Consider the following 14,894-nt stretch of genomic DNA (forward strand, 5'->3'; position numbering starts at 1 on the left):
ACCGCACCAGGCACGATACATGCCGGGGCTGTTGAACGGCAGGCTGACATTGCCTTTGCGATCCACCGCAACAAGACCGCCGGAGCCACCGATTTCACCCAGCTCGCGGACAACCGCGCCAGCCGCCTCATTGAGCGATTGCCCTGCCCAGCGCATCCGTGCATCCACTTCGTGACCCACCACCCAGCGAATGAAATATTCTCCGTGACCTGTGGCGGAAAGCGCTACCGTCTCGTCATCCGCCCAGGTTCCAGCACCAATGACCGGGCTGTCACCAACGCGTCCCGGGGTCTTGGCGGTCATGCCGCCCGTGGAGGTAGCTGCCGCCAGATGACCGAAACGATCCAGCGCAACGGCCCCGACAGTGCCATGCTTGCGGGCAGGATCGCCATCATCGGCAGCACCACTGCGACGACGTGCCATTTCGTCATGCAAGGCCTTGCGACGCTGCTCCGTCGAGAACCACTCCGGCGCCATCATTTCCAGACCCGCAGCTTCGCAAAATCGCTTTGCCCCTTCGCCTGCAAAAAATACATGCTCGGTCTGCTCCATGACCGCACGCGCGGCCAGAACAGGATTGCGCGGCCCGCAAATTCCGGAGATGGCGCCGCATGCCCGTGTTGCACCATCCATGATGGCCGCATCCATCTCATGCGTTTCATCCGTCGTGAAAACAGCCCCATGACCAGCGTTGAAGAGCGGATTTTCTTCCAGAGCAATCACAGACGCCGTCACAGCATCAAGTGCTTTGCCACCTTTACGCAAGACATCCAGTCCAGCCTGCAGGCATTCACGCAGACCGGCATGATAGGCTGCTTCCTTCTCTGGCGTCATATTGGCTTTAAGAATGGTTCCAGCGCCGCCATGCAACGCGATGACAGGTACAAATTCGGGCATCTTCATTAACTCGCTGTTGACGTCGCTATTGCGGATCGGAATTATGTGAAGAAGAACGCAAACTATCGAAATGTATCAGCTGGTTTTGATTGGTTCGTTTCGTTTTGTGTATTTTCGAGCTCTCTCGGAAGAGGCAAACTTGAGCAGCGCAGGTGCATCTCGCGAACGAACACTTTTCGTCGCTTCTCGTCATTCTCCTTTATTGCCGCCGCTATACCCAGCCCATACGGGCCGATGAGAAGTCCGGGAGCCAGGTCGGAAACCTTCTTTTCTCTCGCCTCATAATTCGCGGCCTCCGCACGAATTTCTTCGCACTGTGGCGACTGCCATTTGGGATCCTGAATTGAAAGCGAGGACGCATAATTCTGCGGCGATGTCGTGCATCCAACCAAAGTCATTGACAGCAGGCCAACAATCCCTGCCCCTAAACGTTCGAATACCATTTCATTCCGTTTCTTTATGCGACAGGCTTCACGTGCGATGCCACCGCTTAATCTGAAATATTGCTATTGCCTGCAAGTATTGCATCCGCAGCCAACCCACCTGCCATGCGGTATTCATCCGACCATTCTTCATCATCAAATACGCAAAGCGCAATTGTCGCACATCGCTGCCTCTCCCTCAGGATAGCAAGTGCGATCATATCGACGGGTGCAACTTTTTCGTTCGCTTCTGAGACTTCGAGCCACAAATTTCTGGCCGCATCTTCAATATCACGGGGAAATTCCATGCCGTTTGCCTCTTCACGTGGTTCAATGCGCAAAATTTCGGCTCATCGAATCGCAAGCTGTTACCCGCTGCTTCTATCGTTTCACAATTCAATATAGCAGGCACTTCTCAACAATGCCGCACTGAACGAAACTTTCGTTCGACAGCACCCGTTAACGGAAAACATTGATCTGCACGGATATAAAACGCTGAGGGCTACATTTAGCAATGGGCGAGGCAGAGCTTGAAGCCGGACTTATTCTTTAAAATCATACTGGCTTTATGCGCAGTTTTCCTTGTGACTGCCATCTTTATCAGGCTTTATCACGAGTATCACGACATTGATCCGACCTGGGGCAACATACGTTCGGGCGTCTACCCAGGTTGGGATACATCAGAGAACTAATCTCCTGAAGTTTCAGAGAACCTGTTTGCCTGGTAAGTCAGGCTTCCCGACTCGGCAGCCTCAACGTCAATCCGGATATTCCTGATTTCGATAGATTGTTGCTCAACCGGAAAATCGACTGTTTGTCCCGTATCCGGGTTTTGCAGATCAGTCGCGGTATAACCGCGAATCTCGAAACGCATTCTGCCATCGGCGACGCCCAAATAAACGATGTCAAAAATCGTGCCGGACTCGATAGGATCATACTCATCAGGATTTGGTATCTCCAACCCTTTGGCATAATCGCGCGGGGGGACAACAGGATCGCCACTCAGAACGAACTGGATCTGACCAAAGGTGTCGGTTACCGGTGCAGAATGATGCGATGTCTCTTCAGTCCCTGCCGACACCTCAGCACCTTCTGCCTGTTGCGCGTGCAAGTTCGCCGGAAAACTCAGAATACAAGATATGGCCGAGAATATTACAAGCCATCGAATTGTATTCGAACGTTTACCCATCGGCTGCTCCTTTTCCTGAATCGTAAATCAACGGCGTTGTTTTGACCGAAACGCAACGCGCAAGCAATCCTGCATATCAGGTGCTGTACCTGTTGAAGGCATAGCAGTAACTGTCACGATTTTATGACTGCAATCGCAGATGCCTTCGGTTAGGGTCAGCGCGGGAAGATTATCTTCTGAAACCTCAATAGAGAGGCATGGCATGACGGTTGAAACCAGGTCCGTTCGCGTTATTCGGACAGTTGTTGAAACACTGCGCCCACAGTTCAACGTGGAGTTATGGGATGGCACGCGCATCGGTGCATTCGATGGCCCATCATTGGTAATCAACGATCCGACAATCGTTCGACAGCTTCTCCTCAAGCCCAACTATGATTCTCTGATCGATATCTGGACATCCGGTCGTGTGGATATCAGTAATGGTACAATCTTCGACCTCGCAAATGCCAAAACCGATGGAAGTGTGAAGAACAGGCTGAAAGAGCTGCCAAAATGGCAACTACTCAAGGATCTTCCGGCTCTTCTGCTCGCTGGCAAAACCGATGCGCGCGAGGTTCTTGACGGCAAGGAGCCTTTCGTCAGTGGATCGAGCAAGGAGGCAATTACCCATCATTACGATGTGTCCAACGAGTTTTATCGCTTATTCCTCGATGAGCGAATGGTTTACACATGCGGCTACTTCACGGACTGGGCCAATGATATCGATCAGGCCCAGAAGGACAAGCTGGAACTCATCTGCCGAAAATTACGATTGAAACCAGGTGACCGTCTTCTGGATATCGGTTGCGGTTGGGGTGCCCTCCTGATCTATGCAGTGCAGAACTTTGGCGTCATCGGAACCGGCGTTTCATTGTCGGAGGCACAAACGGCGCTGGCCCGAGAGAGGATTAAACAGGCAGGGCTCGAAGACAGGATTACCATCCACGTCAAATCCTATACAGAGCTTGATGGTCAGTTCGATAAAATTTCGTCTGTTGGAATGTTCGAGCATGTGGGCATCGCCAATTACGACAGCTATTTCAGTGCCGTGAACCGGCTTCTGCGCCCCGGTGGGCTTTACATGCACCACGCAATCACACGGCGTATGAAGAGGGACAAGAAATCCTTCAAACGCAAAAGTGCAGAGCATAAGGCGCTTGTGAAGTATATTTTCCCCGGTGGGGAACTCGATCATCTTGGGATGACGGTAGAAAACCTCGAAGGGCACGGGTTCGAAGTCCACGACGTCGAAAATCTGCGCGAACATTATGGCCGCACCTGCCGGTTATGGTGCGAACGACTTTATTCCAATTTCGACAAGGCCGTTGCCGAAATCGGTTATCCAAAAGCGCGTCTCTGGTTGCTCTATCTTGCGGGGTGTTCACTGGCATTTGAGAGAGGCACCGTCCAGATTAACCAGACCCTGGCTTCAAAACGCAAACGCGGCATTTCCGCTGTGCCGCAGACGAGAGCGGATATTTATACCAGTTTTGGCGAGCCAAGAGGTGGCTAAAGCAGCTTGGGCAATTCCCACCTGACTCACGATTGACTAAACAGTCTCCGCTAACTGGACGGTTTGTACCGGTTTAGCCTGTATCTGGCGCCATAGAGGCGTCATTGCAGCTGTGATATCTCCATAAAGCGCGTAACGGCGATTATAGTGTCCATCCAGCGCGGCGTTCGGCTTGTAATGCCGATCGGCGCGCACCATGGCATTGGCACCTTCTGTGAAATCGAAGAACAGCCCAACACCGGTCCCTGCCGCAATGGCTGCGCCAAGTGCGCCTGTTTCTCGTGAGACGGCAACGGAAACTGGCACGCCGAGTACATCGGCAAATATCTGGGGCCATAAACGGCTGCGTGAGCCGCCACCGGAAAGCACAGCCTCCTCGAAGGTCGCGCCTGCTTTTCGGATGGTTTCCACATGCTGGCGATGACCAAAGGCAACGCCTTCAAGCAAAGCGCGTATCAGATGCCCCTTCGTATGCCAGCCCGCAATACCGTAAAACCCTGCGCGGGCGTGGCCGTCCTGCTGCGCTCCGTAGAGATAAGGGTGGTAAAGCGGATCATCACCTGCAGGTTCGACGGCTGCGGCGAGACTACAACAAACATCAAATGACGAGACATCGGTATGATGGTCTCCTTCAAAGAATTCCCGCACCAGCCATTCAAGATTCGCCGCAGAGGTAGCGCTGTTTTCCATCGCCATGTAACGGCTGCGATCAAAAGTAGAGGTCATGAAGACCGGCCCCTTGAGATCAGGGCCGTCGACAATAATCTGGTTGATGCTCCATGTACCCGCAATGATCGATGCACTTCCTGTGCGTGAGACACCAGAACCTAGCGCCGAAGCTACAACATCGAAGAGACCTCCAACAACGGGTGTGCCCGCCGCAAGCCCGGTCTCCCGCGCCACAGCCTCAGTTACATTGCCTGCAATATTGTCGCTTTCGATGAGCGGTGGCAGGATATCCATACAGTCGCCCAAACCGTAAGCTTCCATCAAAGCACTGTCGTAACGGCGCGTTGCAAGATCGAGCAAGCCTGCCCCCGACATGTCGGAAACTTCGCTGAAACGTTTGCCCGTCAAGCGATTGACCACGAAGTCCTTGGAGAAAAATACCGTGCCTATCTGGTCAAACAGTTCAGGCTGGTAGCGCTTCAGCCAGGCAAGCAGTGTCGGGGTTTGGGAGGGCCATGGACGCTGGCGCGCTATCGGATAGGTCTTTGCGCCCACCCCTTTTGCCGTCCACTCTTCAACGAGACCGGTCGCGCGGGTGTCGAGCGACTGGATACCTATGAGCGGATCTCCCTCCCGGTCGAGCGCGTAGAGCCCGTTGCCGTGTCCGGCACAGCCGATAGCGGCAATATCACTCGCCGCTATCCCCGCCTTATCAAGGCAAGCCCGAATAACCCGCTTGGCATTGGACCAGAGCTCGCCAAGGTCACGCTCGACGTGACCGGGATGCGTCATGCGGCTATGTCCTTCTTCACCTGCATGGGCGAGCTCCCGTCCCGAAAGATCAAAAACCACAGCCTTGATGACAGTGTTGCCCGCATCGAGCCCCAACAGATATTTTTGCATGAAGAACCCCTCCCAAGGTCCAACTAATCCAGTAACTCAGCCCTGCTGATAAAGCGAGTAGGCCTCCTCGCCGCTCGCATTCTTATGAATAATCGCCATCAACCCACGCACCACGGCGCTTGGATTGGCATGCTGATATATGTTGCGTCCATAGACCATGCCCATTGCACCTTGCTGCATCAAGGCTGCAGATTTTGCAAATACGGTGGAGAGATCTTCCTTACCACCACCACGCACCAGCACCGGACAGCGCGCCGTCTCTACGACACGATGGAAATCCTCTGCATTTGTTGTCGGATCTGCCTTGATGATGTCAGCTCCCATTTCACGGGCAAGCCGCGTAAGCGTCACGATCTTGTCGGCGTCACCATCGACCATGTAGCCGCCGCGCTCTGTGACTGGCTGCATGACGAGCGGTTCGATCATCAGCGGCATACCATATTTTTCGCAATCTGCCCGGACGCGGGAAATGTTCTGCACGCATTGACGAAAGAGGTCTGGCTCGTCCGGCAGCATGAAGAGGTTCACCACCACGCAGGCCGCATCCATCTGCAGCGCTCCGATCAGCGGATCGGCCTCGTTCTGCAGCACCGCCCACATGTCGCGATGGCGGATACGGTTATAAGGATTACCCATGTCGAGACGCATGACCAGCGCCGGTTTATCCTTGCCGGGAACATCCTGCAGCAGATCGGCCTGACCATAGTTCATCTGAATTGCATCAGGCTTTGCGTCGATCAATGCCTTGATGACAGCTGGCATATTCTCCAAGCCGTCGAGAAAAGAGGGCTCATTGCACACGCCGTGGTCGACAGCCACATCCAGACAGCGACCGTTGCCGAACAGTCGGTTCATCCGGACTTTGCGGTTTTCTCGCATAATTCACTCCTTCGTTCGTTCCTTGCGGAAAGGGTTTCTGCGGCGACGCCGTGGCGCTCGCGCATGAGGGTTAGAAATCGCGTCAGCTCTGCTTTTTTGTACTTTGGTGACCAGCTTTTCTCCGTCGCCAGCAAATCAAGCACGGCCTCGGTCATGGCGAGAGATAGTTCGCCGGAAATCGCCAATGTCGTGCGCCGCAGGAGTAAGTCATCAAGACGTTCGACCGCCTCTGTGCGGATGAGATACAGGAGCTCCCGTGTGCTGTAGTCGGTATTGGGCAAGACGTGATCCGCCCCTGTGGCAATGAAGCGAGCTATTTCGGCAGCATCGGTGCCGTAGCGCTTGAAGAGTATTTCAACGCGGTCTGCGGGAAGTCTGGTGGCGGTAGTCAATTTTTCGATCCAGCTTGCACGATCTTTCGGGAATGCGTGTCCACCGCCTATGGCACGTTCTGTCGTGTCGATCCGTCGCGACAACCCCAACCGCTTCAACGCCATGTCAGCAGCCATTTCGCCAAAGGAACGAAAAGTTGTCCATTTTCCGCCAATCATGCAGAGTACGGGAGGACGGTCATCCTGCCCTTCAAGCACCGTGCAGAAATGGTCGCGTGGGATACGGCCCGTAAAACTGTCGTTGCTGGCTGGCAGCGGGCGCACTCCTGCGAACTGGAAGACAATCTCCTCAGGACGTATTTTGATCTCTGGCAGCACGGAAGCGAGCGATTGCAAAATGTAGTCCTGTTCGTCTGCCTCGCAGCGCACGGTGCCGGGATCGTCGACGCGGATATCTGTCGAGCCGACGAGAACTTTGCCGAGATAGGGAAACAGGATGCAGATGCGTCCGTCCTCGTTCTCGTAATAGATCATGTGCCCATCAAGACTGTCACTGAGAGCGGGATTATCGACAATGAGATGCGAGCCTTTGGTGCCCCCCATCAGCGGGGCAGGTTGTGCCTCTTTCGGAAACAGTGTGCCATTCGCGATATCGATCCAGCCACCCGTCGCGTTGATGACCAGCCGCGGCTGGATAGAGAGTGTTTCGCTGGAAATACCGTCGAATAACTGGAAATCACCGCCGCCACGTTCACGAATTGCCGCATAGTTGAGCGCCTTGGCATTTGGTCCAGCTGAAAGGCCGTCGCGCCGAAGCTCGATACCAATCCGCTCAGGATGGCTGACCCACGCATCGAAGTAGGTAGCGGAACTGCGGATCGCAGGATTGAGCGAGGGCCACTTTGCAAGTGTCGTTTTGCGACTGCGAAAACGGTGTTTTGGCATAAGCGCTCGTTTGCGCGTCAGAAAATCGTAGATGCCTAATCCTGTTTTGATGGCGATTGCACCACGCCGGCTCGGACGGCGCGTAAGCCCCAGAAAACGTACAATCCCATTTCCTAATCCCGAGAAAATGTCGAAGATCGGAACCGTCGTCGGTAACGGCGCTACATAGTGGGGAGCATTCCGCAGCAATCTGTCACGCTCGACAAGGGATTCCTTCACGAGACTGAACTCGCCATTCTCCAGATAACGCAAACCACCGTGAACCATACGTGAAAGCGCAGCGCTGGCACCCGAACAATAATCGGACTGCTCAACCAGCAGCACGTTCACGCCCTGCAGCGCAAGCTCACGGAAAACGCTGAGCCCGTTAATGCCACCGCCGACGACACAAACGTCCACCTTCGGGCTCTGGCGGAGCCCGTCTAATATCTCTTTTCGGTTCATAATGGCCGTCCGTTATCCGTCCATGTTAACCAGTTGTGCCGAAATGGCAGCGTCGATGGCCGCAAGATCATCGGCCGACAGCCGGAGCCCTCCTGCCTGCGCATTGTCGAGGGCTTGTACCGGATTTCTCGCCCCGCAAAGTGCGAAGGTCACTCCCGGCTGCGCCAGCGTCCAAGCAATCACGATCTGGGCTATCGTCGCGCCATGGCGATCGGCGACCGGCTTGATAGCCGTCGCGAAATCCTTTGCCTTCTGCCGGTTGGCAACGGAAAAGCGTGGATTTTCCTTGCGTTGATCGTCCCCGGAAAACACACGTTCCGGTCCGATCATGCCGGACAGAAGACCAAGCGCGAGTGAGGAATAGCTCAACGTCGACACATTGTTTGCAGTGGTAAGCGGCAGCAAGTCTTGCTCGATCTCCCGATCGATCATGCTGAACCGCTCCTGAATCGCATCGAGCGCGCCAGTCTGGATATATTGTTCCAGTTCCGGCCGATTGACGTTGCTGGCGCCGATCGCCCGGATTTTACCCGCCTGCTTCAACTCTTCAAGTGCCGCGACGGTTTCCTCGATGGGCGTCGTCTGGTCCTGCCAATGGGTGATGTAAAGATCGATATAATCGGTGCCAAGACGGCGCAAACTTTCTTCCACCTCGTGGATGATTGAATCCCGTCCCAGATAGCGATAGACTGGCTTTCCATCCTGATCGAAGAAGTGCTTACCTTTCCGGGTATGCCAGACGAGGCCGCATTTGGTCGCGATCACCGCCTTGTCACGACGCCCGGCAATCGCCTTACCGACTATTTCCTCGGAGCGTCCGAGGCCGTAGGCCGGTGCCGTATCGATTAGCGTCACGCCAGCATCCAGCGATGCCTGGATAGCTGCGATGGATTGGGTTTCATCCGTTCCGCCCCACATCCAGCCGCCTATGGCCCATGTACCGAGACCGACTGCGGAAGCCTTGACGCCGGAACACCCGATTTCGCGGATCAACTGTTCGCCGCTCATGCGGAATATCCTTCTTGGGATGCGAGTTCGAGAATGCGGGCGCCAGTCGCTTCGTCGGTGACGAGCGTATCGAGATGATTGCCGCGAAGAACACTCAGGATAGATTCGGCCTTGTTTAATCCGCTGGCGACACCGATCTTCGTCGGGATGTGCGCAAACTCATTCAGCGTAAGCGAGACCAGCGCACGGTTGAGGCTATAGTTGCAAATCCGTCCCTCCACATCGAGCAGATGGGCGAGAAGTTCCGCACTGGCACCGGAATGCTCGATAGCCGTCCGGTCTTCACTCGACGACGGGTGCAGATCGTAATAGGTCGAATCCGTACTGACGATAGAGCCGATACCGACGATGGCCACCTTGGCCTCCCTCGCCCGTTGGAACACGTCAGCGACAGAGCGCATGTTCATCAGCATAGCGCGCTGCGCAGCATCATCTGCGAACAAGGGCGCATGTATCTGATAGGAATGCCCTCCAAGCTTTTCGGCCATCAAAGTCGAGACGTGATTGACGTCAGTATAGTGCTTCCCCTGCACACAGCCCGTTGCTGGAATAACCTCGACATCGAAACGGCGTGGGGCCTGAATTCCAGCGACCACGGAACTCACGCCCTTTCCGCCAGTGATACAGATCGTGTCACCATCGGCGATTTCTTCAAGAAGCAGGCGGGCAGCGGCTTCCCCCACCGCCAGCAAAGCCGTTTGCGGGTTGTTGGATGCGGTCGGCACAACGATGGCGCGGCTAATGCCACCAAGCGCCAGCAATCGTTCTTCCAGATCGATAAGAGGCTCGACCGGCGACTTGATCTTGATTTCTACAAGGCCAAGCTGGCGGCCGCGTTTGATGAGCCGGTTGACAGTTGCGTGAGAAATCCCGAGCTGTTCCGCAATCTGCGCCTGTGTCAACCCTTCCAGAAAATGCAGGACGAGAGCCTGATGCATTTGGCGGGCAACGACGATTTCCTCACGTGGCGCTGTTGTTCTTGGTTTCAGTTTAGCAATGGGCATATCAGGACGCCTTCCGCTTGTGCAGGAAATGGTCGATCGAAACAGCGGCAAGAAGAATGCAGCCCTTGATCATGTCCTGCCAGTACACCGAAACATTGAGAAGGATCAGCGAGGATGTGACCAGCGAAAGCAGAGCCATGCCGAGAATAGCGCCAAGGATAGTACCTGAACCACCGCTGAGCGATGCACCGCCGATGACTGCCGCAGCGATAATATTCAGCTCCATGCCAACACCAAAAGTAGGCGTAGCAGCACCGAAGCGGGACATATAAATGACGCCTGCAACACCGGCGAGCGTCGAGCACAACACCGTAACCCAGAATTTGACCTGGTTCGTCTTTATGCCTGAATAGAGCGCCGCTTTCTCATTGCTGCCGGTATAGAACACCTTGCGAAAGGCCGTGGCACGACGGAGCAGGAAGTCGAACAGAATGACGACGGCGACGAAAATCAAAATGACATAGGGGATGCCATAGAATGTGCCCTGCCCCACCGCTTTAAAGCTTGGCGGCAGCGTGAAAAGCGACAATGGTGTTCCTTTGGTGATGATAAGGCAGAGGCCGCGCACAATTACCATGGCTGCCAGCGACGTGATGAAATGGTTGAGGCCAACGACGGTTACAAAGAAACCCATAATGCCGCCGATGGCTGCGCTCGCCGCGATACCGACAAGCGAAGCCGTCCATGGATCAAGCCCAGCAAGAAAGAGTGCGCCGGAAAGGACCATGGAAAAACAGACCACCGAGCCGACCGAAAGGTCGATGCCCCCGACAATCAACAGGATCGTCATCCCCACCACGACGATGCCTTCCACCGAGAAACTCATCAACATCGCACGAAAATTGCCTAGCGTCAGAAAATGCGGCGACGCAAAACTCATCACCACGGCCAATGCCAGAATGATCGCAATCAAACCGGCTTCACGCATGGTTCCCGTGCGCCTTATCGACGAATTTTTTGGCGCAGCGGCTGCCATTGTGTCGATTGCCATTTCACCCTCTCCCATTTTCTTTTCATGCGGCATGATGCGATGCCCGTTCCGCGCCTACGCCTGAAGCAAGAAGGATCACTGCCTCTTCCGACATGGTGTCCGCAGAAAGCTCTCCCGCAATGTGCCCTTCCCGAACGACCAGCACGCGGTCAGCAAGCCCAAGCAGTTCCGGCATTTCCGACGAGATGACGATGATGCCGATGCCGGAGAGCGCAAGCTCCCGCAACAGGCGATGAATTTCCGCCTTCGCGCCGACATCTATGCCCCGTGTCGGTTCATCCATCAGAATGACTTTGGGCTTTACCGCCAGTTGCTTGGCGATTGCCACTTTCTGCTGATTGCCGCCTGAAAGTGATTTCACGGGCGCTTCGATGCCACCCATTCGCACGGAAAGCCTTTTCGCAAAATCCTCTGCAAGTGCAGCCTCGGCTCGACCGTTCAGAAGTCCGGCGGCATTGGTCAATGATTTCAGGTCCAGCACGGAAATATTCTGTGCGATGGACATCTCCAGGAATACGCCAGAACCTTTGCGGTCTTCGGAAAGGTAAACAATGCCGGCCTTGGCGGCATCGGAATATGAATTGATCTTCTGTGTCTTGCCATGGAGGCGAACTGTTCCTGCGGTACGTGGGCGAAGGCCGCAGATACCTTCGGCAATCTCCGTTCGCCCCGATCCGATAAGGCCACCGACACCAAGAATTTCACCTTTGTGCAGAGAGAAGCTTACATCTGTGAAACGCAACCCATCGCCAATACCACCAACTTCAAGAATGACTTCACCCGTCGCCTCGTGTGATCCAAGCTTATCTGGGTAGAGCTGCGTGATCTCTCGTCCTACCATCCGACGCACCACATCGTCGGGTTTCACATCTGCAATGCGATCGGTGCATACATAACGACCATCGCGGAAAACCGTCACCCGGTCGCAGAGGCTGAAAATCTCGGCCATACGGTGACTGATATAGATGATGGAAATGCCATTCGCCTTTAGATCACGGATAATCGAAAAGAGCTGCTGTGCCTCGGTTTCGGTGAGCGCAGCCGTCGGTTCATCCAGAATCAACACACGGCAGTCGAGTGTCAGCGCTTTGGCGATCTCCACGAGCTGCTGGCTAGAAATCGGCAAGTTGGCGACCTTCTGCCGAACATCGATAGCCGCCAGGCGGTTCATCACGATCTGCGCATCACTTTCCAGCGCGCGGTAATTCATGAACGGTGAACGACGGCGATTGGTCGTTGCCATAAACATGTTTTCGGCCACTGTCGCGTCCGGACAAAGCGCTATTTCCTGATGCACCAGACCGATACCAAGCGATTGCGCCACGGCGGGGGAGGCAATGTGAACGATTTTGCCGTCAATGCGTATCTCACCTTCAGTCGGCTGCAAAACGCCAGCGATAATGCTCATCAGTGTCGATTTACCAGCACCGTTCTCGCCGCAGAGCGCATGGACCTCACCACGTTCAAGCCTGAAATCCACTTGCGTCAGCGCCTTCACCGCTCCGAAATGCTTGGTTACACCGTGAATGGTAAGCACCGGTTCAGCCATCTTTTTCCTCCCTCTCCATTCCAACCATCCGCACCGCAGGGCGCGGATGGCTTCTTGAACGGAGCCTATTCCTCAATGCCCTTAGTACCGCGACGCTTCAAATATTTGTCCCAATAGAAGTCGTCCGCGTTTTCTGCGGTCACAATCGAGAGGCCATTATCGACAACGGGAATGCTCATCGGGTTGAAGCCGGAACGCTTAGCGTCATTCATCGGGTCGATCAGTTCCGGATGCTTGGCAAGCCACAGCAGCATGAAGCCCATATAGCCCTGCATGCCCTGGTTCGGATTGATCGACCCGAAGACTTCACCAGCCTTGATCATGTCGAGGATGTTGGCGTTGACGTCGGCACACATGACGAGAACCTTGCCACCGGCTTCCTTGTTCGCCTGAGCAGCCCCAATTGCAGAGTTGGCCTCCGGCATGAAAACCGCGCCGAGGTTCGGATTGGCCTGAATGAGGCTCGACAGCCCCTGATACGCTTTCGTCGGGTCCTGATTGGAAGCAGCACGACCAACCAGCTTCATGTCCGGCCACTTCTCCTCCATGCGGGCGATGAAAGCTGCAATGCGCTTGTCGTGATTATCCTGTCCCGGATTTTCAAGAACAGCATATTCGCCCTTGCCGCCCATTTTCTGGGCAATGGCATCGGCAGCATAGGTGCCTTCGCGGGTGTTGTCCGAAGTGATGAAGGACACGCGCTTCGACAGCGGAGAATCTGCTGCGAATGTGACGACCGCCGTACCCTGATCGATCGCCCGGTTGATGGGCTCGATGAACGGGTCGGAGTTCATCGGATGAACAAGAATACCAGCTGGATTCTGCGCCAACGCCTGATCGAACGTGGCGATCTGCTTGTTCACGTCATATTCCGGTGTGCCAGTATATTCCGTCTCGCAGCCAAACTGCTGGCCAGCCTGTTTGAACATTTCATAGACGGGAAACCAGTACTCAACGCCAGAAACCATGACGTTCATCACATATTTTTCGCCCGGTTTGCAGCGGAACGGATTCTCGGTCTCGGCTGCCGTTGCGGAACCGGCCAGAAGCGTTGCCGCAAGAACCGCCATTGCGGTCGTACTCAGAAAATTGCGCAAGTGTCCTCCTCGAGGCCGAAGCCCCTCCCAAACGCGCGGAAAGCGTCCCAAAAACGCCGTTGACCTTTATGAAGACCGGCCCTCCTCCTCGAAGACCAGTATTGATAGCTAATCGCAAAGAAACGCGACTGTCAATATAATTCAGGATATGAAATATATTTCACACTATTTGTTCATTTCGCTTATAGTCAAGCTGGATCGGTGGCGAAGCGCATATTTGGTCGATTAAATTTTTGACACTGACCGCGTATTCCTTACTTCTGAAAATGGCGGCTACTTCCGACATGATCGGCTTTCCGATTATTGGACGGAAAACCGTATTGGGCATGTGCACGACGTTTCTCACCACGCCCGGTATGACCGATATACCGGCACCCAGCGATACCTGTGTCAGAACAGCAAGAAGACCGCCCGGCTTTGCAATGATCCTCGGAGTGAAGCTTCCTCGTTTCGCGACTTCATATGTGCCCGCCTCCTGTTCCGGCAGTATAAACCGGCTTTCCGCAAGAAAAGCGTATTGGTCCTCCACCTCAGCAACCGCAAGCCGATGATCAGAGGGCAGCGCCAGACAAAAATAGTCTCGTAGCAAAACATGGGCGCTAAGTGACGGTGGGAGCATCATCGGCATACGGACGAAGCCAATGTCGAGATGCCCGCCCTCAATGAGCTTCGGTAGTTCCTCCATCGGAAATTCGCGCGAATGAAGCTCCACTTGGGGCCAATCATGCGAGAAACGACTGATTTGCATCTGCAAGGCTCCGGCATAAGCCGCCGAGCCGACATAGCCAATTTCGATCCGCCCGATCTCCCCTCGTCCAGCTCTGCGGCCGACACTTTCCGCCTTATCGAATTGATCCAGCACCAATCTCGCTTCCTTCAGAAACACCTCACCCGCGGGAGTGATTGCGACTGAGCGTTTGGTTCTGAAGAAAAGTTTCGTACCGAGCCGCCGCTCGATTTCCTGTATCTGAACCGTGAGCGTCGGAGCCGCAATGTTCAACCGTTCTGCCGCTCTGGAAAAATGAAGCTCCTCAGCGAGTGTCAAAAAATAACGAAGATGCCTGAGTTCCATG

General features: G+C 54.7%; 14 protein-coding genes. 1 reads left to right on the forward strand and 13 read right to left on the reverse strand.

Annotated elements, in window-relative coordinates; genetic code table 11:
* The 4 genes from AAE521_RS18685 to AAE521_RS18700 all read right to left on the reverse strand — a co-directional run.
* A partial coding sequence (locus tag AAE521_RS18685; protein WP_342062116.1) for an isoaspartyl peptidase/L-asparaginase family protein occupies positions 1-897 on the reverse strand: 897 nt, incomplete at its 3' end.
* Between the two features lie 62 nt (positions 898-959).
* The gene (locus AAE521_RS18690) at positions 960-1,340 is read right to left on the reverse strand and encodes a hypothetical protein (RefSeq protein WP_342062117.1); all 381 of its coding nucleotides are present in this window, start codon (positions 1,338-1,340) and stop codon (positions 960-962) included.
* A 47-nt stretch (positions 1,341-1,387) separates the two neighbouring features.
* Positions 1,388-1,660, reverse strand: a complete 273-nt coding sequence (locus tag AAE521_RS18695; protein ID WP_342062118.1) for a hypothetical protein — start codon at positions 1,658-1,660, stop codon at positions 1,388-1,390.
* A 347-nt stretch (positions 1,661-2,007) separates the two neighbouring features.
* The gene (locus tag AAE521_RS18700) at positions 2,008-2,508 is read right to left on the reverse strand and encodes a hypothetical protein (protein WP_342062119.1); all 501 of its coding nucleotides are present in this window, start codon (positions 2,506-2,508) and stop codon (positions 2,008-2,010) included.
* 202 nt (positions 2,509-2,710) lie between these two features.
* Here AAE521_RS18700 and AAE521_RS18705 point away from each other — a divergent pair, with 202 nt between their 5' ends.
* Positions 2,711-4,000: a class I SAM-dependent methyltransferase gene (locus AAE521_RS18705; RefSeq protein WP_342062120.1), complete on the forward strand. Its 1,290-nt coding sequence runs from the start codon at positions 2,711-2,713 to the stop codon at positions 3,998-4,000.
* 36 nt (positions 4,001-4,036) lie between these two features.
* On the opposite strand, the gene AAE521_RS18710 is transcribed toward AAE521_RS18705, so the two are convergent.
* The 9 genes from AAE521_RS18710 to AAE521_RS18750 form a co-directional block, all read right to left on the reverse strand.
* Positions 4,037-5,572 (reverse strand): FGGY-family carbohydrate kinase, encoded by a 1,536-nt coding sequence (locus AAE521_RS18710; RefSeq protein ID WP_342062121.1) that lies wholly within the window; start codon positions 5,570-5,572, stop codon positions 4,037-4,039.
* Between the two features lie 36 nt (positions 5,573-5,608).
* On the reverse strand, positions 5,609-6,451 hold the full coding sequence (locus AAE521_RS18715) for a class I fructose-bisphosphate aldolase (RefSeq protein ID WP_071633544.1): 843 nt from the start codon (positions 6,449-6,451) through the stop codon (positions 5,609-5,611).
* The gene (locus tag AAE521_RS18720) at positions 6,424-8,172 is read right to left on the reverse strand and encodes a glycerol-3-phosphate dehydrogenase/oxidase (protein ID WP_342062122.1); all 1,749 of its coding nucleotides are present in this window, start codon (positions 8,170-8,172) and stop codon (positions 6,424-6,426) included. The genes AAE521_RS18715 and AAE521_RS18720 overlap by 28 nt, the downstream gene beginning before the upstream one ends.
* A 12-nt stretch (positions 8,173-8,184) precedes the next feature.
* The gene (locus tag AAE521_RS18725) at positions 8,185-9,180 is read right to left on the reverse strand and encodes an aldo/keto reductase (protein ID WP_342062123.1); all 996 of its coding nucleotides are present in this window, start codon (positions 9,178-9,180) and stop codon (positions 8,185-8,187) included.
* The gene (locus tag AAE521_RS18730; RefSeq protein WP_342062124.1) at positions 9,177-10,184 is read right to left on the reverse strand and encodes a sugar-binding transcriptional regulator; all 1,008 of its coding nucleotides are present in this window, start codon (positions 10,182-10,184) and stop codon (positions 9,177-9,179) included. The genes AAE521_RS18725 and AAE521_RS18730 overlap by 4 nt, the downstream gene beginning before the upstream one ends.
* A gap of 1 nt (position 10,185) precedes the next feature.
* Positions 10,186-11,175 (reverse strand): ABC transporter permease, encoded by a 990-nt coding sequence (locus AAE521_RS18735; protein WP_342062125.1) that lies wholly within the window; start codon positions 11,173-11,175, stop codon positions 10,186-10,188.
* Positions 11,176-11,197: 22 nt separating this feature from the next.
* Positions 11,198-12,724 (reverse strand): sugar ABC transporter ATP-binding protein, encoded by a 1,527-nt coding sequence (locus AAE521_RS18740; RefSeq protein ID WP_342062126.1) that lies wholly within the window; start codon positions 12,722-12,724, stop codon positions 11,198-11,200.
* A gap of 65 nt (positions 12,725-12,789) precedes the next feature.
* Positions 12,790-13,821 (reverse strand): substrate-binding domain-containing protein, encoded by a 1,032-nt coding sequence (locus AAE521_RS18745; protein WP_061346567.1) that lies wholly within the window; start codon positions 13,819-13,821, stop codon positions 12,790-12,792.
* 160 nt (positions 13,822-13,981) lie between these two features.
* Entirely contained in the window at positions 13,982-14,893 is a 912-nt protein-coding gene (locus AAE521_RS18750) for a LysR substrate-binding domain-containing protein (RefSeq protein ID WP_342062127.1), read from the reverse strand.
* Position 14,894 lies beyond the last annotated feature (1 nt).

This window comes from Brucella cytisi (assembly GCF_038433355.1).
GTDB lineage: Bacteria > Pseudomonadota > Alphaproteobacteria > Rhizobiales > Rhizobiaceae > Brucella > Brucella cytisi.